Source organism: uncultured Winogradskyella sp., from assembly GCF_947495255.1.
In the GTDB taxonomy this organism is placed as follows: domain Bacteria; phylum Bacteroidota; class Bacteroidia; order Flavobacteriales; family Flavobacteriaceae; genus Winogradskyella.
This window is the reverse complement of sequence record NZ_CANLYI010000009.1, coordinates 88,158-108,826: the sequence shown is the minus strand read 5'-3', so window position 1 is coordinate 108,826 and position 20,669 is coordinate 88,158. Positions and strand designations below refer to the sequence as shown.

Below are 20,669 nucleotides of genomic sequence, written 5' to 3'. Positions count from 1 at the left end.
ATTACTTCACAGCAATCATACTAATTTCGACATTTACAAACTTTGGTAAGTTTGCAACTTCAACAGTTTCTCTTGCTGGTGCAGTAGCTTCATCAAAATAACTACCATAAACTTCGTTTATTTGTTTAAATGTATTCATATCGCTAATGAAAATTGACGATTTTATTACATTTTCAAAAGTCATATCTGCAGCTGCTAAAACGGCTTTCATGTTTTTCATTACTTGTCTAGTTTCTGTTTTAATGTCATCATTAACCAATTCCATAGTTTCAGGATGTAATGCTATTTGACCTGAAGTATACAGAGTGTTTCCTGTTAAAACGGCTTGGTTATATGGTCCTATTGGAGCTGGTGCTTTAGAAGTATTTATAATTTTTTTCATCTTAAATTGCTTTTGCTTATTTTAAATTTGAATCCGTATTAAATTCCCTAAAAAAGGAATCCATTATTAATTCAAATTTAATATAAATTTTAATAAAAGTAAATTGGGAATTTCTTTTTTAATTTCCGACTGTTTTGTCAGATTGACGGCGCTTATCGTATTTTAAATCTTTAAGCAAACTAGATTTAATACCAATAAAGAAGTTCCAAGAGCTACGATCACTAAAGGGAATCCAACTAAAATTCATTCGCCAACTTAATAAATCACGTTCAAATCGCAATTGCGTGTAAGTGAACCCTTGATTTAAAAAATCATACCCAGAAGATGCGCCAACTGTCCAGCGTGGAGATAAATCTATATCGCCGGAAAACATTAAGGAGTGCGATGAAATGGCATTCTCTCGTTTTGTATTTCCATAATTTGCAGAATATGCTAATCTCATACTCCAAGGCATTTTATAGTTATAGAAGTCATTTTTCTCTTCTTTATCTTCTTTATTCTTGTCATCATCAGATAGTCGTTTGTCTGCATAATCTTCAGACTTACCAAATAAGTCATCAGTTCGTCCTCCAGAACGTGCAGACTCTCTAGAAGATGAACTCTCTTGCGCAGATTCGTCACCAGAAAAACTTTCATTAGATAACGTATAACTCATAGTTAAGTTTGCTGATGTTAAACGGAATAAGCTACCACCATTATTAACGTTAAATGTGTTGATTACATTATTATTACTATCTAAAGCGTATGGGTTTAACGTCATCCCAAAATTAATACTCATCTTATTGTCTAAGATTTGAGTTCCTCCACTAACTCTCACAGGACTTATATTAAGTGAGTCAGCAGCCAAATCATAAGACGTAGAGAAGTTAAGATTATTTAATATAAATCTTTTTTCAGGTTCAGTTTTTGTAGAATCTTTAGATTTTATTTTAGCTTCAAGATTATTTCCTAATGATAACCCTATACTACTAGAATATCTATTTCCTGGACTACCATATAATGAGTTTTCAAAACGTGTATACTCAACTTCAGAGGTGGTACCATCTGCATCAATAACATCGTAAGTTTCATAATAATTGTCAAAAGCAGGTGTTATAGAGTAACTTAAAGATGGTCTCATGACGTGCCTAATAGCTTGTATTTTTGGGTCTTTACCTTCTTTTTCAAAATTATACATACCATAAATGGTAGTACCAACACTTGCACCAAAGTTATACGTTAAGAAACGGTCAAATCCATTTTGGTCAATTGATACAACCTCTTCATCGGTTTGGTTATAATATTTACTAACGGTTTTAAACGTCCAGTTTTCTTCTAAATTAGCATTTGCACTCACACTAAAATAATCAAAGACTTTAAAGTTTGTAGTTAATGGTATTGTGTGTTTCATGCCTATTTCAGCATCGTCAAACATTTCGCTTGTTCCGAAGATAGAATCGTTGGTATCAAATGAATATTCTCCTCTTGTCGTAACTTGAAAATTAATATTCTGAATGATACCTTTCTTTGATCCGGTTTTAGGAGCAAAAGGGTAAACTCTTCCCATAGAGGCTTGCAATGTAGGTAGCGTTAAATCTATATCACCTGTATTTGTGTTTTGGCTATGTGTTGCTGTTAAGCTAAGATTAACCTGAGGTTCTCCAACAAAAGTTTTTGAATAAGAAACAGATGAGGCTAACGTATTATTTAAAAAACTAGATTGATTCAGTTGGTTTACAGATTCTTGAAAATAAGAACTACTACCTAAGTTTACAGATGCAGAAAAACGTGCATTAGGATTTGCCTTAGAATCTTGGCTGTGCGACCATCTTATATTGTAAATAGTACTTTGGCTAAAGTCCGAAAAACCACGTTCACTATTCAGTAGGTTTTCATATCGAAAACTAACATTTCCTCTGTATTTATAGCGAAGCGCATAATTGTTTTCAATTCGTAAACCATAACTACCATTAGTATAATAATCACCTAAAACGGCTAAATCTAAATAGTCACTAATTGCAAAATAATAACCACCATTTTGCAGAAAATAGCCTCTGTCGTTACCAGAATCCTCACCAAAGGATGGGAATATGATTCCTGAAGTCTGTTTCTGTGTCATAGGGAAAAATGCAAATGGCAACGCAATAGGTGTTGGTACACCATAGATTTCCATATAAGTTGGTCCTACAATAACTTTTTTGTTTGGCACCAACTTCATTTTAGAAGTTATAAATTGATATTCTGGATCTTCTTCATCTTCAGCCGTTGTAAATCGGCCGTTTTTCATAAAATATACAGAGTCATTTTCCTTTTTTGTAATAGGAGAATATACTTTAAAACCTTGTTGTTCTGTTCTAGAGTTAAAGACTAAAGCTTTTTTAGTTTCGGTATTAAATACAATAGAATCTGGTTCTATTACATTTTCACCTTGTGTAAAAACAGGTCGTTGAGAGTAACCCGTAGAATCTTTTATTCTACCAGCATAGACTAAATTTTTACTGTAATCAATTTCAATTACACCAGCCTGAATCTGCATATCTTGATAGATAACTTCAGCTTCATTATACATGTAGATTTTCTGTTTCCTTTGGTTCATAGAAACATAATCCGCAGCTTTATATTTAACAATACCTTCTAAAAGCTCCTTTTTCTTTACAGAGTCTTTTTTAGTAGAATCAATCTCAGTAGTCTTAATAGGTGGTTTTATTATAGAATCTATCGCAATTGAAGCTGTGTCTTTTTCTTTCTCAGCTGGAATTGAAACTTTAGGTTTGGGTAATTCTTGAGCGAAGCTCAAAGTGTTTATAAACACTGTAAAACTCAAGAAAAAAAGTATGTTTATTCTATTTGTACGCAATGCTTTTAAATGTATTTTTGTAAAAGTATGGCTCGGTTTTTGAAACGCCAAAAGTACAGTTATTTTTTGTGATTAATTTATTAAAATCATAAAGTTAAAAAATAGACTGTAACAATTTAAAACATGTAATAAACCGAGACAATAAATCGTTAATAAAATATGCAAACGACGCAAAAACCTTTAATAGTATTCTTATTCCTTTTATTTATAAGTTCTTTAACATCTTATTCCAATTTGCATGCGCAAGATGATAAGTTTGTGGTAGTCTTAGATGCTGGTCATGGTGGGAAAGATCCAGGACGTCCTACTAAAAATGGGTATAAGGAAAAAGATATTGCTTTAAAAGTTGTTTTAGAATTAGGGAAACAATTAGAAAAGAATCCAGATGTAAAAGTCATATATACCAGAAAAACTGATGTGTTTTTAGAATTACATGAGCGTTCTGCTATTGCAAATAAGGCAGATGCAGATTTATTTGTGTCTGTGCATTGTAACGCACATCACACTCAAGCATACGGAACAGAAACTTATGTGTTAGGAGCTAAAAATGATGAGAGAAATATGTCTGTGGCCAAAGCAGAGAATGAAGTTATTTTTCTTGAGGATGATTATCATGAGCATTACGAAGGTTATGACCCAAGTTCACCAGAATCAACAATAGCTTTAGGGATTGAACAAGAAATTTATGTAGAACAAAGTATCATTTTAGCGCGAAAGGTTGAAGATAATTTTTCAGGAAATCTTAAAAGAAAGAGTAGAGGAATCAAGCAATTAAGTTTGTGGGTTTTGCATAACACATATATGCCAAGTGTTTTAATTGAAACTGGTTTTATTACTAATAAAACAGAAGGTGCGTATTTAAATTCAAAAAATGGGCAAACTAAAATTGCATCAGCTATAAAAGATGCAATTATTGATTATAAGGAAGAATTAGATCAAAATGTTGGGAATCATATCTATCATACAGATACAGTAGAAAGTGAAAAAATAACAGAAACTAAAGAAACTCCTCCCAAAATTATTGAAGGTATTACTTTTAAAATACAGATTGCTGCGAGTTCTAGAGAGTTAGAAGCTAAATCATTCAACTTTAAAGGGCTTAGTGATATTTCAAGAGAGAAATCTGGTAATATATTTAAGTATTATAGTGGCAATACATCAGACTATAATAAGATTCAAAAGCAATTAGAAGAAGCTCGTAATGATTATTCAGGAGCATTTATTGTAGCATTCAAAGGAGGTAAAAGAATTAGCATGACAGAAGCATTGAAATCTGCTAAGGATTAAGAATATTATTAATATATTTATTCCTAATTTTGTTTTAAATCAAAGAATAGCCCATTGAAAATCTCAAGAGAAGTTAAAACAGCCGTACTAGTAATTGCTGGTATTGCTTTTTGTATTTATTTGTTCACTTATCTTAAAGGTGAAGATTTATTTACAAGTACAAATACCTACTACACAGAATTTGATTATAATGCTCTATCCATGGCATCTCCAGTCACTGTAAAAGGAAATAAAATAGGAAAGATTGAAGAAATCAAATACGATTTTGAAACTGGTAAAACAAAAGTGTCTTTTAATGTAACTCCAGATTTAAAATTTTCTAAAAACAGTGTAGTTAGACTTTATCAAGATGGTTTAATGGGTGGAAATGCATTAGCTATTGTTGATGCTGAAGATGGTACTACGGCTCAAGCAGGTGATTTTATTAAGTCTGAGGTTAAACCAGGAATGATAACGTCATTAGAAAAGAATTTTTCTGGTATTAGTGATGATTTAGGGTCTACACTTCGTTCTTCAGATACTTTACTAACTAATTTAAATGCTTTAGTAGAAGATGATTCTGAAAAGGGATTGAAACGAACTATCGCAGAACTGAATTCAACTTTAAAATCTTTTCAAAACTTATCTTATTCTGCTAATAATTTAATTAAGCAAAATGATGAAAAGATAGCTTCAATGCTAGAAAATTTTGAGAAAACAAGTGCAGAATTTGCAATTTTATCTAAAGGCCTAAACGAAGCTAACTTGGCGCAATCAATTAAGAATTTAGATGAAATGATTTTGAAATTCACTGAATTAGCTTCTGGATTGGAAGCTGGTGAAGGTTCAATGGGTAAGTTATTAAAAGACGAAAAACTTTATGATAACTTAGAAAACGCTACTAAAGAATTAGAATTATTACTTTTAGATATAAAACTACATCCTGCACGTTACAGACGTATATTATCTAAAAAAGAGATTCCTTATCAGGAACCTACTGAAGCTGAACTAAACAACAACTAGATCCATCCATTATGGAATACTTACCAAATATAATTTTTGCTATAATTTTAATCGCTGGTATTGGCTATTTTGCAAACAATGTAAAAAAGCTCGTCCGAAATATTAAATTAGGACATAAAGTAGATGCAAACGACCACAAATCTGAGCGTTGGAAAAACGTAATAAATATAGCGTTAGGACAAAGCAAAATGGTAAAACGACCAGTCTCTGGTTTTCTTCACGTTATTGTTTATGTTGGTTTCGTTATCATAAATATTGAAGTTTTAGAGATTATCATAGATGGCCTTTTCGGAACACATCGTGTTGGTCAAGAATTTTTACCAGCAGCATTATATGGTTTCTTAATTGGAGCATTTGAGGTTTTAGCCGTTTTAGTTTTAGTCTCTGTAATTATATTTTGGATTAGAAGAAACGTGATTAAAGTTAAACGTTTCTTAAGCTCAGAAATGAAAGGTTGGCCAAAGAGTGATGGTAATATCATTCTTTATTTCGAAGTTGTACTAATGTGTTTATTCTTAGTGATGAATGCTACTGATACGGTATTTCAAAGCGCTAATTCTGGTAATGTTATTTCACAATTTATTGCACCTTGGTTTAATGGTTTTTCACTTGAAGCTTTACACACCATTGAAAGAACAGCTTGGTGGTTGCATATCGTTGGTATTTTAGCTTTTTTAAACTATTTATATTTTTCAAAACATTTACATATTTTATTAGCGTTTCCTAATGTGTATTATGGAAGTGTTGAACCAAAAGGAAAATTCAATAACCTTGAAGCTGTTACAGCAGAAGTGAAATTAATGATGGATCCAGAAGCAGATCCTTATGCTGCGCCACCAGAAACAGCAGAGGATGAAGTGCCTGCAAAGTTTGGTGCAAGTGATGTTATGGATTTAACACAAGTACAATTGCTTAACGCATATACTTGTACTGAATGTGGACGATGTACGTCGGCATGTCCTGCTAATCTTACTGGTAAGAAATTATCGCCTCGTAAGATTATGATGGATACTAGAGATCGTTTAGAAGAAGTCGGGAAAAATATAGACATCAATAAAGGGAAATTTGTAGATGATGGTAAACAGCTTTTGGGTGATTATATTACTAATGAAGAACTTTGGGCTTGTACAACATGTAATGCATGTGTAGAGGAATGTCCTGTAAGTATAAACCCATTATCTATTATTTTAGAAATGCGTCGTTATTTAGTAATGGAGCAGAGTGCTGCACCACTGGAACTAAATAACATGATGACCAATATAGAGAATAACGGAGCACCTTGGCCTTATAACCAAATGGACCGTTTAAATTGGAAGGATGAATAATTTACTTGAAAGATTAAAACCAAACCAACAATTATTAATAGGGATAATTGGAGCAATCATTGCTTTAATTCTGTTATATGTTATGTATTCTTTTAATACTGGATTTATTGTAAGTTTTGTTTGCGGCTTGTTTTCTGCACTTTCATTTTATATGTTAGTAACGTACAGTTTTAATAGTATAAGTAAACAATAATAGATTGCTTTTTAGTGACCGTGAATTCATTTCATTTTGAATTGAATTCAAAATTAAGAAATAATAATTATGAGTGAGCAACTAAAAGTGCCAACAATGGCAGAAATGATGGCAGAAGGTAAGCAACCAGAAATTTTATTTTGGGTTGGTTCTGCCGGTAGTTATGATGATAGAGCAAAGAAAATCACAAAAGCTTTTGTTAAAATTTTAAACAAAGCAAATGTAGATTTTGCGGTTTTAGGAACAGAAGAAAGTAATACTGGAGACGTTGCAAAGCGTGCTGGTAATGAGTTCTTGTTTCAGATGCAAGCTGTTATGAATATTGAAGTGCTTAATGCATACGAAGTAACACGCATTGTCACTTGTGACCCTCATTCTTTTAATTGTTTAAAAAACGAATATCCAAGTCTTGGTGGTAATTATGATGTTATTCATCACACGCAATTTATACAAGAATTAATGAGTTCTGGACGTTTAACTTTAGATGGAAATACATATAAAGGAAAACGCATTACGTTTCATGACCCTTGCTATTTAGGTAGAGCAAATAGCGTTTATGATGCACCAAGAGATGTACTTAAAAAAACCAATGCAACTTTAGTAGAAATGAAACGACATAAAGGAACAGCTTTATGTTGTGGAGCAGGAGGTGCACAAATGTTTAAAGATGCAGAACCAGGAAATAAGGAAATTAATGTTCTTAGAACTGAAGATGCTTTAGAAACACAACCAGAAATAATTGCAACAGGTTGTCCTTATTGTAATACAATGATGACAGATGGTGTAAAATTTAAAGAAAAAGAAAATCAGATTTCAGTGATGGATATTGCTGAATTGATTGCCAATGCCTAACTTAAATTATTTTAAATATTTCAACCTTATATAAATTTTATGCTAGTCGATTTTAATACCTTACCAGAAGAATCTAGAGTTTGGATTTACCAATCTAATCGTTCGTTCTCAGATGAAGAATTAGAGCAGCTTAAATCGCAATTAGACACATTTATTGAAGCTTGGACAGCTCACGGTAAAGATTTAAAAGCAGGTTATAAGTTAGTTTATAAACGATTTATAGTTATTGCAATGGATCAAAGTTTAAATAGTGCAACAGGTTGTTCTATAGATTCTTCGGTTAATTTTATTCAACAATTAGAACAACAATATAATGTTGATTTAATGGATAAAATGAATGTATCTTATAAGCAAGGTGAATTTATAGCCCATAAATCATTATTAGATTTCAAAAAAATGGCACAACAAAAAGCAGTGTCTAAAAATACTATTGTCTTTAATAATTTGGTTACTAATATTGCGGAATTCAATGAGAATTGGGAAGTACCTGCAAGCGAAAGTTGGCATAATAGGTTTCTGAAATAAATTAAATCTATTATGTCTAATGTATGAAGAACCTCTGTATCTTAATTTGCTTTATAACGTTTTTCACATCTGTTGCTCAAACAGAAATAAAAGAAGTATTTCCGGAATCTAAATTCTAGTAAGCGTATGGGCGGTAAAGTAGGATTGATTGACTATTCAGATAATAAATTTGTAGATATTGCTTATAACACAGCTCGTGTAATTGTAAATAAAGGTTATTTTATTAATGGCTTAAAAACTGGAGAGTGGAAGGTTTATATAAAAGATAGACTCTGGCGTTTAGAAAATTATAAATATGGTGAAAAAGATATTTTCTGCTATTCTTATGATGACCAAACCAAAATCAATTAGAAGACGTTATAGAATCTGTAGAAATAGAAGGTAACTAGCTTTCAAATGCAGATTTTTCATTATTGTTATATAATTATTGAATATATCTTAGGCTTTATTATTTTTATATTTCAATTAGAATAGTCACTTTTACAGAGACAAACAACAAACTTCACATTGTGGCAACAGACATTTTTTTACTAAATATTTCAGGACAAGATAAACCAGGTTTAACTTCTAGCTTAACAAGTGTTTTAGCGGAATATGATGCAAAGGTTTTAGACATAGGACAAGCCAATATTCATGATACTTTATCATTAGGTATTATGTTCGAAATAAAATCAGGTAAAAAATCAGCTGCAGTCCTTAAGGATTTACTGTTTAAAGCTTACGAATTAGGTATTACAGCAAAATTTTCAACTATATCTCTTCAAGATTATGAAAATTGGGTAAGTCTTCAAGGTAAGAATCGTTACATTATTACAATTTTAGGCGAAAAATTAACGGCAGAGCAAATTTCTGAAGTTACCAAAGTAATTTCAAGCAAAAATTTAAATATAGATTCTATAAAACGATTAACAGGACGATTATCGTTAGTTAAAAAAACAGATTACCCAAGAGCATCTATTCAATTGTCTATTAGAGGAAGAATTGAAGATAAGTCTGATTTTACTCAAAAAATCATGGACATCTCAAAGCAGCTCGATGTTGATATTGCTTTCCAAGAAGATAATATTTTTAGAAGAAACAGACGTTTGGTTTGTTTTGATATGGATTCTACTTTAATTCAAACTGAAGTTATTGATGAATTAGCAGAATTAGCAGGTGTAGGTGATGAAGTAAAAGCGATTACAGAATCTGCAATGCAAGGTGAAATTGATTTTAATGAAAGTTTTAAAAGACGAATGAAACTTTTAGAAGGCTTAAGCGAATCTGTTTTACAAGAAGTTGCAGAACGTTTACCTATTACAAAAGGAGCAAGACGTCTAATAGATACATTACATAATTACGGATTTAAAACAGCTATTTTATCTGGTGGTTTCACGTACTTTGGCCATTATTTACAGAAAAAATTAGATATCGATTACGTATTTGCTAACCAATTAGAAATTAAAAATGGTGCTTTAACTGGTGGATATCTTGGCGATATTGTTGACGGTAGTAAAAAAGCAGAGTATTTGCAATTACTAGCGGATGATATGGGAATTGATATTAGCCAAACTATTGCTGTTGGTGATGGCGCAAATGATTTACAAATGCTTAACTTAGCAGGACTAGGTATTGCTTTTCATGCAAAACCTAAAGTTAAGGATAATGCACAAAGTTCTATTTCTAGCATAGGATTAGATGGTGTGTTATATTTGTTAGGTTATCACGATCGACATATTGATTTAATTGAATAAACCATAAACACACATCAATTACTTTATGTAATTATAATTTATAGGAAGTGTTTACGTTTAATAATAGTTATATAATAAACTTTGCACTATGAAAACAAAACTCCTTTTTATAATATTTCTGTTTCTTTCAATTCAAGCATATTCGCAAGATTGGCAAACTGATTTTGAAACATCTAAAGAATTGGCTTCTGATGGTGATAAAATAATCGTTCTCGTTTTTCAAGGTTCAGATTGGTGTGCACCATGTATTAAATTAGATAGAGAAGTTTGGAGTACTCAAGAATTTCAAGATTTGGCTGAAGATAAATTTGTAATGCTACAAGCAGATTTTCCTAGACGCAAGAATAATAAATTAACTACAGAGCAACAAGAACACAATAATGCTTTAGCCGAGAAATACAATAAAAATGGATATTTTCCATTTGTTGTAATTTTAGATTCCGATGGAAATGAACTAGGTAGTTTAGGCTACGAGAAAACAACACCAACTAAGTATTTCGAAAAAATAGTGTCTTTTGAAGATTAAACTTTTCATACTAAGTGTCTTTATTTATACGTTAGGCTATGGTCAAGATGTATATTCAAAATCTCTAAAATTAATGGGAAGTCGCTTCGATATTTCTGTCGTGGCAAATGATTCTATAGAAGGACAACAATATATTTCATCAGCTATTGATGAAATTTCAAGAATTGAACGTCTCATTTCTTCTTGGGATGAAAACTCACAAACAACTCAAATAAATAAGGCTGCAGGTATAGAAGCTGTAAAAGTTGATTCGGAATTATTTCAACTGATTCAACGTGCTTTAAAGATTTCGAAACTCACAGATGGAGCCTTTGATATTAGCTATGCTTCAATGGATAAAATCTGGAAATTTGATGGCTCTATGACCAAAATGCCTTCAGAAGAAGCCATTACAAAATCTGTTGAGAAAGTAGGTTATGAAAACATTGTTTTAGATATAGAGAAACAAACTGTGTTTTTGAAGCTCAAAGGTATGAAAATTGGCTTTGGAGCAATTGGTAAAGGTTATGCTGCAGATAAGGCTAAATCTTTACTTATGAGTTCAGGTGTGGTAGCAGGTATAATTAACGCTTCTGGTGATTTAAATACTTGGGGAACACAACCTAATGGAAAAGAATGGATGGTTGCTATTGTGAACCCGCTGAATAAAGAAAAAGTGTTTTCTTGGATGCCAGTTACAAATAGTGCCGTTGTAACTTCTGGTAATTACGAAAAGTATATTACCTTTAATGATGTATTATATTCACATATTATTGATCCAAGAACTGGCTATCCAGCCACAGGAATTTTAAGTGTTACTATTTTTACAAAAAATGCAGAATTAGCAGATGCTTTAGCAACGTCAGTATTTGTGATGGGAGAAGAAGCTGGCTTAAACTTTATAAATCAATTAAAAGGAGTTGAATGCATTATTGTTAACCAAGACAATAAAATTGTATCTTCATCAAATATAGAATTACAAAACAAAGAGTAATTATGAAAAAGCTATTAATTATCGCCTTAATTACAACAACACTTTCATCTTGTGTGGCTGTAAAAGAATACGAGAAAGTAAATTTAAGTGATCCAGATATGGCTTTAGCTCAGAAGAAATTTGATCGCTTTGAAACGAGTTATCAAGTCTATAGAGAAGCTGCATCAGGAGCAAATGGTGGTAAGTCTGGTGGTGGATGTGGTTGTAATTAATAATAGGTATCTAATGAGGAACATCTTATTTTTTGTGTTTATTTCACTTTTTGGGTTTTCATTTGCACAGCAAGACTCAACCAATGTTTATAAAAAAAGAGTTTTAGAAACTGCCGAAGTCGATTTTTTAAGTAGTTATTATGCTCAAGAAGGTAACAATGCATCAGTAACTGGTGGAATTGGAACAGAAGAGTTAACAGATTTAACAGGTACAATTGTGGTGAGTATGCCATTAAACGCAGATGATGTACTTACGGTAGATGTTGGTTTTTCAGCTTATACCTCTGCATCGTCTAGTAATGGAAATCCTTTTGACCTTTCAGGTGCTTCTTATCAAGGGAGTCCTTGGGTAACGTCTTCTGGAGCTTCTGCTTCTGATGTTTGGACTAGTTTAAATGCCGATTTTTCACATAGCTCAGATGATAGAAATACCATTTGGAATGCAGATGTTTCTTTTGCAGCAGAATACGATTATACATCCATTGGTTTTGGAGGTGGGTTAACTAAGTTATTTAATGAAAAGAATACCACGTTAGGTATAAGTGGAAAAGTCTATTTAGATACTTGGAATCCTATTTACCCAACAGAGTTAAATGCTTATGACGATGTCAATGGTGATTTAAGCCAAGGTTATTTTTATGGAGTTTCAATATTAGATGAATTTGGTGATACGTCTACAGACTGGAGTCCTATTAATGGATTTGAAGTAATAAAAGACAAAGCAAGAAACTCTTACTCACTATCTTTAAGTTTATCACAAATATTAAGTAAAAATGCTCAGTTTTCTATCTTTTTAGATATTGTGAAACAGCAAGGTTGGCTAGGGAATCCGTTGCAACGTGTTTATTTCTCAGATGTAGATAATTATTATATTGGTAATGCTGCAAGTATTCCAAATTATACTTCTAAAAGTAATACGGATGTTTTTCATTTAGCAGATGATATTGAAAGATTACCTTCAAGCAGATTGAAAGTACCTTTTGGTTTTAGATTAAATTATTATTTAAACGAGGTGTTTGTACTTAGAACGTATTACAGATTTTATTCAGATGATTGGGGAATTCAGTCCCATACATTCAATCTAGAAGTTCCGATAAAGCTTTCAACAAAATTCACTTTATATCCTTCTTATAGATATTATAACCAAACGGAATCTGATTATTTTGCGCCTTATGATTCGCATTTGTCAACAGATAAGTATTATACCTCAGATTATGACTTGTCTAAATTTAATGCCAGTCAATATGGATTTGGTTTGAGTTACACAGATATTTTTACAAAAGTTCATATTTTTAAATTTGGATTAAAGAGTATAGATTTTAAATACAATTATTACCAACGTAACTCTGGCTTAAGTGCAAATTATCTTGGGATTGGCTTTAAGTTCATTAAAGATTAATTGTATAAAACTTCTTTATAATTCTATCTTAAAGTCTTTATTCTTCCTCTTAAAAATGCTAATTTGGCACAATATTCGTTACCTTAAATAAAACGATAAAATATTGTCAATGCGTTACTTTTTTCTTTTCCTTATATGTGGTTGTTTTCAGTTTAATTTTGCACAAGATTATTCAATAAAACCACTTCAAACCAAAGATTCTGTCCAACAAAAACAATGGGTAGATAGTCTTTATAATTCCATGTCTATTAATGAAAAGGTTGGCCAATTATTTATGGTGCAGGTCTTTTCAAATAAAGGAAAAACTCACGAAAATGGCATTGCTAGTCTTATAAAAAACCAGCATATTGGTGGTTTAATATATTCTAATGGTGGACCAGTTCGCCAAGCAAAATTAAATAACGAGTTACAAGCTGCTTCTAAAATTCCTTTATTAATTGGTATGGATGCAGAATGGGGTTTGAGCATGCGTTTAGATTCTACGTACGCTTTTCCGTGGAATATGACACTTGGTGCTATTTCAGATGATAAATTAGTAGAGCAAACAGGAAGACAGATTGGTGAACATTGCAAACGCCTTGGTGTACATTTTAATTTTGCACCAGCTGTAGATATTAATACCAATCCTAATAATCCAATTATTGGAAATCGCTCTTTTGGAGAAGATAGAGATAATGTAACGGATAAAGGTTTGGCTTTTATGAAAGGGATGCAAAGTGCCGGTACATTAGCAAATGCAAAACACTTTCCTGGTCATGGAGATACTGAAGAAGATTCGCATTTAAAATTGCCAACTATTAATTTTAGTGCACAACGAATTGATTCTATTGAGCTATATCCTTATAGAAAACTGATTAAGCAAGGTTTAGCTAGCGTTATGGTTGCGCATTTAAATGTCCCTAGTTTGGAAAAGAGAAGAGGTTTTCCTTCTTCTTTATCTAAGCATATAGTTACAGATATTTTAAAAGAACAATTAGGCTTTAATGGTTTAATATTTACAGATGCCTTAACTATGAAAGGTGCTGCAGATTATGTGGAAAAAGGCGTAGATGGAACAAATAAGAAAAGTCTAATTAAAGGAGGCGAAATTGATTTAATGGCATTTTTAGCAGGAAATGATGTGATGCTAATGTCTGAAAACCCAGAAAAAGGTATCGCTAAATTTGTTGAAGCTTTTAATAATGGAACTATTACTGAAGAGCGTTTAGCACATTCGGTAAAGAAAATATTAATGGCGAAATATAAAGTAGGATTAAACAACTATTCGCCAATTGGAATCTACAATTTAGAAAAAGATTTAAACAGACTTAAAGATGATGCACTCTATGAAGAACTCATGGAAAATGCCATTACAGTAGTAAAAAATTCAAATTCAATATTACCACTTAGGGATTTAGAAACTAAGAAAGTTGCTTATGTTTCACTTGGTGACGATTCTGGTTCTGCCTTTTTAGAAGAATTAAAAAAATATACAAAAGTTCACGAGATCAAAGCAGAGAAGCTTGATGAGATAATAACAAAACTTCAAAATTATAATACCGTTGTTGTAGGTTTTCATAAGTCTAACGCTAATCCATGGAAGGGATTTAAATTTTCTCAAAAGGAAATGGCATGGCTGTACGAAATTGCGAGAACGAATACCATAATTTTAGATGTTTTTGCAAGGCCTTACGCTTTAAACGATTTGCTTTCTGTAGAAAATATAGAAGGTATTGTTATGAGTTATCAAAATAGTAAGATTGGTCAAGAAAAATCAGCTCAACTTATTTTTGGTGCAATTGCAGCAAAAGGAAAATTGCCTGTGAGTACAGGTCAGTTTTTTCCGGTCGGTACAGGTGAAACTTATAACTCTTTAATGAATTTAAGTTACGGTTTGCCAGAGCGCGTTGGTATGGATTCTAAATTATTAAGTAGAATAGATTCAGTGGCCAACCATGCTGTAAATGGTAAAATGACTCCTGGTATTCAATTAATAGTAGCCAGAAAAGGGAAAGTTATTTATAATAAAAACTTTGGTTACCATACGTATTCTAAGAAGAATAAAGTTGATTTTGATGATATTTATGATGTTGCGTCTTTAACAAAAATATTAGCTACACTGCCAGTTTTAATGGAGCTAGAGGAACAAGGTTCTGTATCATTAGATGATAAATTGGGAAATTTAATGCCAGAATTTAAAACGACGAATAAGAAGAATATTACCTTAAAGAAAATGCTGTCTCATTATGCACAATTAAAACCTTGGGTCCCTTTTTATTATGCCACTTTAGATTCAGTTACCAAAAAACCAGACCCTAAGTATTATAGAAAAACACGGACAAAAGGTTTTGAAGTTGAAGTGACTAACACGCTTTTTATGCGTAACGATTATCAAGATTCCATACAGAAAATTATAAGAGAAAGTGATTTGCTTTCTACATTACGCTATCGCTATAGTGATTTACCATATTATATACTTAAAAAATATCTTGAAGGCTTTTATGATAAACCACTTAGTGAGATTACGCAAGATCGCTTCTATAAATCACTAGGAGCAAATTACACTACTTATAATCCACGTAAAAAATTCAGTTTAAAAGATATTGTGCCTACAGAAATAGACGATTATTATCGTTATAAAAAAGTACATGGTTATGTGCATGATATGGGAGCAGCTATGCAAAATGGTGTAGGAGGACATGCAGGTGTTTTTAGTAATGCTAATGACGTAGCCAAAATTATGCAGATGTATTTGCAAAAAGGGTTTTATGGAGGAAAACGCTATCTAAAAAGTGAAACGATAGATAAATTTAATCACTGTTATTATTGCGAAAGTGATAATAGAAGAGGAATAGGCTTTGATAAACCTCAATTGGGTGATACAGGTCCAACTTGTGGATGTATTTCTATGACTAGTTTTGGACATTCAGGTTTTACTGGTACCTACGCTTGGGCTGACCCAGAAGAAGAAATTGTTTATATATTTTTAGCTAACAGAACTTATCCTAAAGCAGGTAAAAACTTGTTACTACGAGAAAATATTAGAACCGAAATTCAACGTCTTATTTATGAGGCAATTATAGAATAACAATTAAAATTGAAAGTTAAAAAGGTATTAAAGTGCAGGCATGAATTACTCAAAACCAATAACTTTAAATATTGTTATAGAAGTTAGAAAGCATTCAGAATAGATTACGACTACAAACTGACATTTAACTTTAAATACTTTTGAATTAAGAACATATGAAAATAGGAATAGTTTGTTACCCAACATTTGGTGGAAGTGGAGTAGTTGCAACGGAATTAGGCTTAGAGCTTTCAAAACGTGGTCACGAAATTCATTTTATTACTTATAGTCAGCCAGTACGACTAGAATTGTTGAGTAGCAATGTTCATTTTCATGAAGTACACGTCCCAGAATACCCACTGTTTCATTACCAGCCATATGAGTTAGCGTTATCTAGTAAATTAGTAGATATGGTGAAGTTATATGGTATAGAATTGTTACATGTTCATTATGCTATTCCTCATGCTTATGCGGCTTATATGGCGCAACAAATGTTAAAAGACGAAGGTATTTATATTCCTATTGTAACGACTTTACATGGTACAGATATTACATTGGTAGGAAGTCATCCATTTTACAAACCTGCAGTAACTTTTAGTATTAACAAATCAGATGCTGTTACTTCAGTATCCGAAAGTTTAAAGAAAGATACATTACGTTTATTTGATATTAAAAAAGACATTCATGTAGTTCCTAATTTTATAGATTTAGAAAAACAAGAGCATAATTTCACAGATTGTCAACGTGCTATGATGGCAGATGATAATGAACGTATTATTACTCATATTAGTAATTTTAGGGAAGTAAAACGCATACCTGATGTGATTAAAATCTTTTATAATATTCAAAAGGAATTACCCGCAAAACTAATGTTAGTTGGTGAAGGTCCAGAAAAAGAAGGAGCAGAGCTATTAGTTGAAGAATTAGGAATTACTGATCGCGTTATATTTTTAGGAAATAGTAATGAAATTGATAGAATTCTTTGTTTTAGCGATTTGTTTTTATTGCCTTCAAAGACAGAGAGTTTTGGTTTAGCAGCTCTTGAGGCTATGGCAAGTGGTGTTCCTGTTATTTCTACTAATACTGGTGGATTACCTGAAGTAAATGAAGACGGTTTTTCTGGTTATTTAAGTGATGTTGGTGCAATAAAAGATATGTCTGCAAATGCTGTAAAAATCTTATCTGATTTAGATACATTAAATCAATTTAAGGCCAATGCAAAAACACAGTCTCGAAAATTCGACCTTAGAAATATTGTTCCTATGTACGAAGCCATTTATGAGGAAACTTTAAAGAAATTTATGGTTGTTTAATTAGACCAAACAGCGTAACCCTCGCGTCTTAATTCTAATGTAATTTGTTCTTCAGCTTTAAGAGCATCGGCTCTTGTAAAAAAAGGATCTATATGATTGAATAAACTTGGACGCAAATATGTGCCATATTTCTCAACAATATTCGAAGAAATTTTATACCCTTTTTTATTACGATGACCTGTTTTATGTTGAAGGAATCGTTCCTTTGGAGTTTTACTCGTCATACCTACGTATAAACATTCTAAAACACCATTAAACTGCGGATTAGCTTTTCTAAACTTCGTATTTTCTGTAAAAACACGTTTAGAAAGTTCTATAACGTAGATAGTGTAAAGGTTTTTTTGCATATTAAGAAAAGACTAATGTTTAAATATATATATCTATTCATAAATAACCTCTAAATCAACATTATAGTCATAAAGAGAGTAAGTCGTATCTTCTTCTTCAGGGTATGGTTGTAGGTCAATTAACTCAATATTAAGGTCTAAAATAGATATGCTTTCGAAATAGTTTGTACCAGCATAAATTTCTCCAGCCGTATTTAGAGTAAAATATAATGTTTCATTATCTTTTTCAATTCTCATGTCGATGGCAGCATTACCTTGCCACCAGCATATTACCTCTGTTGGACATCTATTATCTTCAACACCTAATAAGGTTATAGTCGTATTTTGGTCTTGATATATAACTATATCATCGATTGTGTTATCATCCAAATTAGTACAACTTGAAAAAAATATATACATTAATAATATATAACCAAATCTCTTTTTTAAATTCATAGTTGTGATTTTTTAAACGATAACTATTCATTAGATGCCGAAAAGTTGAATTGGTTGCGTCAAGTTATTACTTTTTTAACAAAAACGCTTTTAAATCTTCATAAGAACTTACTTCAATAGACACTTTTTCTTTATCCATTACAGCTTCAATTTGCGAAGGTAAAGGCAATGTTTTTTTAATGACATCTTCCACAACATCTAAAAACTTTGTTGGATGTGCTGTTTCTAAAAACACAACATGTGCATCATTGTTTTCTAAGTATTTTTTGGCACCTAAATAACCAACAGCTCCATGTGGATCAGCAACATAATTATAGTCTTTATAGATTTCTAATAACGCTTCTTTGGTTGCTTGGTCTGTAAAACTATAGGATGATAAATTGGCTTTTAATGTATCAAAGTCATTATTATGTAATTCTTGGATGCGTATAAAGTTACTTGGGTTACCAACATCCATAGCGTTACTAATAGTTTGTGCCGATGGTTTTGGGTCGTAAGACTGTGTGGCCATATAATTTACAACGGTATCATTAGCGTTATTTGAAGCTATAAAATGCTTTACAGGTAATCCTAATTTTTGAGCCACCATACCAGCACAAATATTTCCAAAGTTTCCACTTGGTACAGAGAACGCAATGTCTTTATGCTTAGATTTTAATTGTTTGTATGTAAATAAAAAGTAGAAGAGTTGTGGCAACCAACGTGCAATATTTATTGAATTTGCAGATGTTAATTGCATTTTACTAGTCAACTTCTCATCCATAAAGGCACGTTTTACCATGTCTTGGCAGTCATCAAAAACGCCATCAACTTCTAAGGCTGTAATATTTTGACCTAAAGTTGTTAATTGCTTTTCTTGTATGTCGCTTACTTTACCACTTGGGTAAAGAATCACAACGTTAACACCTTTAACACCTAAAAAACCATTGGCAACAGCGCCTCCTGTATCTCCAGACGTTGCTACTAAAACAGTGACATCATTAGTATTAGTTTTATTAAAATAGCCTAAACATCTGGCCATAAAACGAGCGCCAACATCTTTAAAAGCCATGGTTGGTCCATGAAACAACTCAAGTGTAGAAATATTTTCATTTATTTCAACTACTGGAAAATCGAAATTTAAGGTTTCTTCAACAATTGTTTTTAAAACGTCCTCAGGAATTTCTGGTACAATGAACTGCTTAATCGCTTCAAAAGCAATTTCTGTGTTTGATTTATCCTCAATAGTTTCAAAAAATGAAGCCTCTAAAGGTGTAATCGATTCAGGGAAATATAAACCTTTATCTGGTGCAAGTCCTCGGACTACGGCATCTGCGAAGGTTGTATTTGGTGCTTTTCTATTTAGTGAGTAATAATTCATTATAATATTTTTATACCTTGGGTATTAATTTTAGAAACGTAAGTTTCAAATTGTATGTTAGATTTTGAGTATACATTCTGCATGGCTAACTGAACCGCTTTGGCAGTGGCTTCACTTTTACTCAACGCGAAAATTGAAGGGCCAGAACCAGAAATAGCGCAACCTAAAGCTCCAGCTTCTAAAACTGCTGATTTTACGTCATCAAAATGTGGAATGAGTTGTTTTCTGTAAGGCTCTATAACCACATCGTTTAAAGATTCTTTTATTAAATCGTAGTCAGATGTGTGCAAAGCATGAACCAGGCTTCCAACATTTGCCCATTGCGTAATGGCATTACTTAATGGAATTTCTTTTGGAAGAATTGCTCTAGATTCCGATGTTTTAATTTCTATTTGTGGATGGATTAATGTCGCAAATAAATCGGAAGGTGTTGGTAATTCTAACACTTTAAGTGGACATGCACTTTTTACTAATGTAAAACCACCAAAAATAGCAGGCGCCAAGTTATCAGCATGCTCGCATTTACTAGCTAAAGCTTCACCTTTCATGGCGAAATTTGTAAGTTCAGTTTTGTTTAATGGATTGCCTAATAAGGCGTTCATTCCAAAAACACTTCCTGCTGCACTTGCTGAACTACTACCAATACCACTGCCTGGTTTAATTTTTTTGTAAATTTCAATTTCGAATCCACAGTCTGGTTGTAAAGCATTGTACATGGCTAATGCCGAAACACCAGCAACGTTTTTTTCTGCTTCAAAAGGAAGGTCGTAACCTTCAATCTTTGTAATTTTAATGCCTTTTGCTTCTGTTTTTCTTATCACCATTTCATCTCCAATGGTATCTAAACAAAAACCAAGGACATCAAATCCACAAGCGACGTTAGCAACTGTTGCAGGCGAAAATATTTTGATTTCGTTTTTCAT

Annotated in this window: 20 protein-coding genes; 14 read left to right on the top strand and 6 right to left on the bottom strand. The window is 32.1% G+C overall.

The genetic code is table 11. From position 1 onward, the window contains the following. Position 1: 1 nt before the first annotated feature. Positions 2-382 carry a RidA family protein gene (locus tag Q0807_RS15455; protein ID WP_299111384.1) on the bottom strand — a complete coding sequence of 127 codons (381 nt, stop codon included), beginning with the start codon at positions 380-382 and terminating at the stop codon, positions 2-4. Positions 383-500: 118 nt separating this feature from the next. Beyond that, a complete protein-coding gene (locus Q0807_RS15450) occupies positions 501-3,269 on the bottom strand; it encodes a putative LPS assembly protein LptD (protein ID WP_299111382.1) in 2,769 nt (922 codons plus the stop codon). 108 nt (positions 3,270-3,377) lie between these two features. Here Q0807_RS15450 and Q0807_RS15445 point away from each other — a divergent pair, with 108 nt between their 5' ends. The 14 genes from Q0807_RS15445 (at position 3,378) to bshA (ending at position 17,604) form a co-directional block, all read left to right on the top strand. Further along, positions 3,378-4,505, top strand: a complete 1,128-nt coding sequence (locus Q0807_RS15445) for an N-acetylmuramoyl-L-alanine amidase (protein ID WP_299111380.1) — start codon at positions 3,378-3,380, stop codon at positions 4,503-4,505. Between the two features lie 54 nt (positions 4,506-4,559). Then, positions 4,560-5,507 (top strand): MlaD family protein, encoded by a 948-nt coding sequence (locus Q0807_RS15440; RefSeq protein ID WP_299111378.1) that lies wholly within the window; start codon positions 4,560-4,562, stop codon positions 5,505-5,507. 11 nt (positions 5,508-5,518) lie between these two features. Then, the gene (locus Q0807_RS15435; RefSeq protein ID WP_299111377.1) at positions 5,519-6,832 is read left to right on the top strand and encodes a (Fe-S)-binding protein; all 1,314 of its coding nucleotides are present in this window, start codon (positions 5,519-5,521) and stop codon (positions 6,830-6,832) included. Then, positions 6,825-7,025, top strand: a complete 201-nt coding sequence (locus tag Q0807_RS15430; RefSeq protein WP_299111376.1) for a hypothetical protein — start codon at positions 6,825-6,827, stop codon at positions 7,023-7,025. The genes Q0807_RS15435 and Q0807_RS15430 overlap by 8 nt, the downstream gene beginning before the upstream one ends. 69 nt (positions 7,026-7,094) lie before the next feature. Then, complete coding sequence (locus Q0807_RS15425) at positions 7,095-7,877, top strand: (Fe-S)-binding protein (RefSeq protein WP_299111374.1); 783 nt, start codon at positions 7,095-7,097, stop codon at positions 7,875-7,877. Positions 7,878-7,916: 39 nt separating this feature from the next. Next, positions 7,917-8,402 (top strand): ABC transporter ATPase, encoded by a 486-nt coding sequence (locus tag Q0807_RS15420; protein ID WP_299111371.1) that lies wholly within the window; start codon positions 7,917-7,919, stop codon positions 8,400-8,402. 126 nt (positions 8,403-8,528) lie between these two features. Beyond that, on the top strand, positions 8,529-8,753 hold the full coding sequence (locus Q0807_RS15415; protein WP_299111369.1) for a hypothetical protein: 225 nt from the start codon (positions 8,529-8,531) through the stop codon (positions 8,751-8,753). A gap of 158 nt (positions 8,754-8,911) precedes the next feature. Then, positions 8,912-10,135 (top strand): phosphoserine phosphatase SerB, encoded by a 1,224-nt coding sequence (gene serB, locus Q0807_RS15410; protein ID WP_299111367.1) that lies wholly within the window; start codon positions 8,912-8,914, stop codon positions 10,133-10,135. 88 nt (positions 10,136-10,223) lie between these two features. Next, a complete protein-coding gene (locus Q0807_RS15405; RefSeq protein ID WP_299111365.1) occupies positions 10,224-10,661 on the top strand; it encodes a thioredoxin family protein in 438 nt (145 codons plus the stop codon). 73 nt (positions 10,662-10,734) lie between these two features. Next, positions 10,735-11,634: an FAD:protein FMN transferase gene (locus tag Q0807_RS15400; RefSeq protein ID WP_299111574.1), complete on the top strand. Its 900-nt coding sequence runs from the start codon at positions 10,735-10,737 to the stop codon at positions 11,632-11,634. 2 nt (positions 11,635-11,636) lie between these two features. Then, positions 11,637-11,846: a DUF4266 domain-containing protein gene (locus tag Q0807_RS15395; protein ID WP_173300108.1), complete on the top strand. Its 210-nt coding sequence runs from the start codon at positions 11,637-11,639 to the stop codon at positions 11,844-11,846. Positions 11,847-11,859: 13 nt separating this feature from the next. Next, complete coding sequence (locus Q0807_RS15390; protein ID WP_299111361.1) at positions 11,860-13,245, top strand: DUF3570 domain-containing protein; 1,386 nt, start codon at positions 11,860-11,862, stop codon at positions 13,243-13,245. 109 nt (positions 13,246-13,354) lie between these two features. Next, positions 13,355-16,312: a glycoside hydrolase family 3 N-terminal domain-containing protein gene (locus tag Q0807_RS15385; protein WP_299111359.1), complete on the top strand. Its 2,958-nt coding sequence runs from the start codon at positions 13,355-13,357 to the stop codon at positions 16,310-16,312. 155 nt (positions 16,313-16,467) lie between these two features. After that, positions 16,468-17,604 (top strand): N-acetyl-alpha-D-glucosaminyl L-malate synthase BshA, encoded by a 1,137-nt coding sequence (gene bshA / locus Q0807_RS15380; protein WP_299111357.1) that lies wholly within the window; start codon positions 16,468-16,470, stop codon positions 17,602-17,604. Here the strand turns inward: bshA and Q0807_RS15375 are convergent. The 4 genes from Q0807_RS15375 to Q0807_RS15360 form a co-directional block, all read right to left on the bottom strand. Then, positions 17,601-17,951: a ribose-5-phosphate isomerase gene (locus Q0807_RS15375; RefSeq protein ID WP_299111355.1), complete on the bottom strand. Its 351-nt coding sequence runs from the start codon at positions 17,949-17,951 to the stop codon at positions 17,601-17,603. The two genes, bshA and Q0807_RS15375, sit on opposite strands and share 4 nt — an antisense overlap. A gap of 33 nt (positions 17,952-17,984) precedes the next feature. Next, positions 17,985-18,320: a hypothetical protein gene (locus tag Q0807_RS15370; protein ID WP_299111353.1), complete on the bottom strand. Its 336-nt coding sequence runs from the start codon at positions 18,318-18,320 to the stop codon at positions 17,985-17,987. Between the two features lie 133 nt (positions 18,321-18,453). Then, entirely contained in the window at positions 18,454-19,746 is a 1,293-nt protein-coding gene (gene thrC / locus Q0807_RS15365; protein ID WP_299111351.1) for a threonine synthase, read from the bottom strand. Further along, complete coding sequence (locus Q0807_RS15360) at positions 19,746-20,669, bottom strand: homoserine kinase (protein WP_282030918.1); 924 nt, start codon at positions 20,667-20,669, stop codon at positions 19,746-19,748. The genes thrC and Q0807_RS15360 overlap by 1 nt, the downstream gene beginning before the upstream one ends.

Excerpts from the sequence above, each read along its gene's own strand:
- Q0807_RS15455 (WP_299111384.1), bottom strand. The coding sequence starts at position 382 with ATGAAAAAAATTATAAATACTTCTAAAGCACCAGCTCCAATAGGACCA.
- Q0807_RS15445 (WP_299111380.1), top strand. The coding sequence starts at position 3,378 with ATGCAAACGACGCAAAAACCTTTAATAGTATTCTTATTCCTTTTATTT.
- Q0807_RS15435 (WP_299111377.1), top strand. The coding sequence starts at position 5,519 with ATGGAATACTTACCAAATATAATTTTTGCTATAATTTTAATCGCTGGT.
- Q0807_RS15430 (WP_299111376.1), top strand. The coding sequence starts at position 6,825 with ATGAATAATTTACTTGAAAGATTAAAACCAAACCAACAATTATTAATA.
- Q0807_RS15425 (WP_299111374.1), top strand. The coding sequence starts at position 7,095 with ATGAGTGAGCAACTAAAAGTGCCAACAATGGCAGAAATGATGGCAGAA.
- Q0807_RS15420 (WP_299111371.1), top strand. The coding sequence starts at position 7,917 with ATGCTAGTCGATTTTAATACCTTACCAGAAGAATCTAGAGTTTGGATT.
- Q0807_RS15415 (WP_299111369.1), top strand. The coding sequence starts at position 8,529 with ATGGGCGGTAAAGTAGGATTGATTGACTATTCAGATAATAAATTTGTA.
- Q0807_RS15405 (WP_299111365.1), top strand. The coding sequence starts at position 10,224 with ATGAAAACAAAACTCCTTTTTATAATATTTCTGTTTCTTTCAATTCAA.
- Q0807_RS15400 (WP_299111574.1), top strand. The coding sequence starts at position 10,735 with ATGGGAAGTCGCTTCGATATTTCTGTCGTGGCAAATGATTCTATAGAA.
- Q0807_RS15395 (WP_173300108.1), top strand. The coding sequence starts at position 11,637 with ATGAAAAAGCTATTAATTATCGCCTTAATTACAACAACACTTTCATCT.
- Q0807_RS15390 (WP_299111361.1), top strand. The coding sequence starts at position 11,860 with ATGAGGAACATCTTATTTTTTGTGTTTATTTCACTTTTTGGGTTTTCA.
- Q0807_RS15385 (WP_299111359.1), top strand. The coding sequence starts at position 13,355 with ATGCGTTACTTTTTTCTTTTCCTTATATGTGGTTGTTTTCAGTTTAAT.
- bshA (WP_299111357.1), top strand. The coding sequence starts at position 16,468 with ATGAAAATAGGAATAGTTTGTTACCCAACATTTGGTGGAAGTGGAGTA.
- Q0807_RS15375 (WP_299111355.1), bottom strand. The coding sequence starts at position 17,951 with ATGCAAAAAAACCTTTACACTATCTACGTTATAGAACTTTCTAAACGT.
- thrC (WP_299111351.1), bottom strand. The coding sequence starts at position 19,746 with ATGAATTATTACTCACTAAATAGAAAAGCACCAAATACAACCTTCGCA.
- Q0807_RS15360 (WP_282030918.1), bottom strand. The coding sequence starts at position 20,669 with ATGAAAAACGAAATCAAAATATTTTCGCCTGCAACAGTTGCTAACGTC.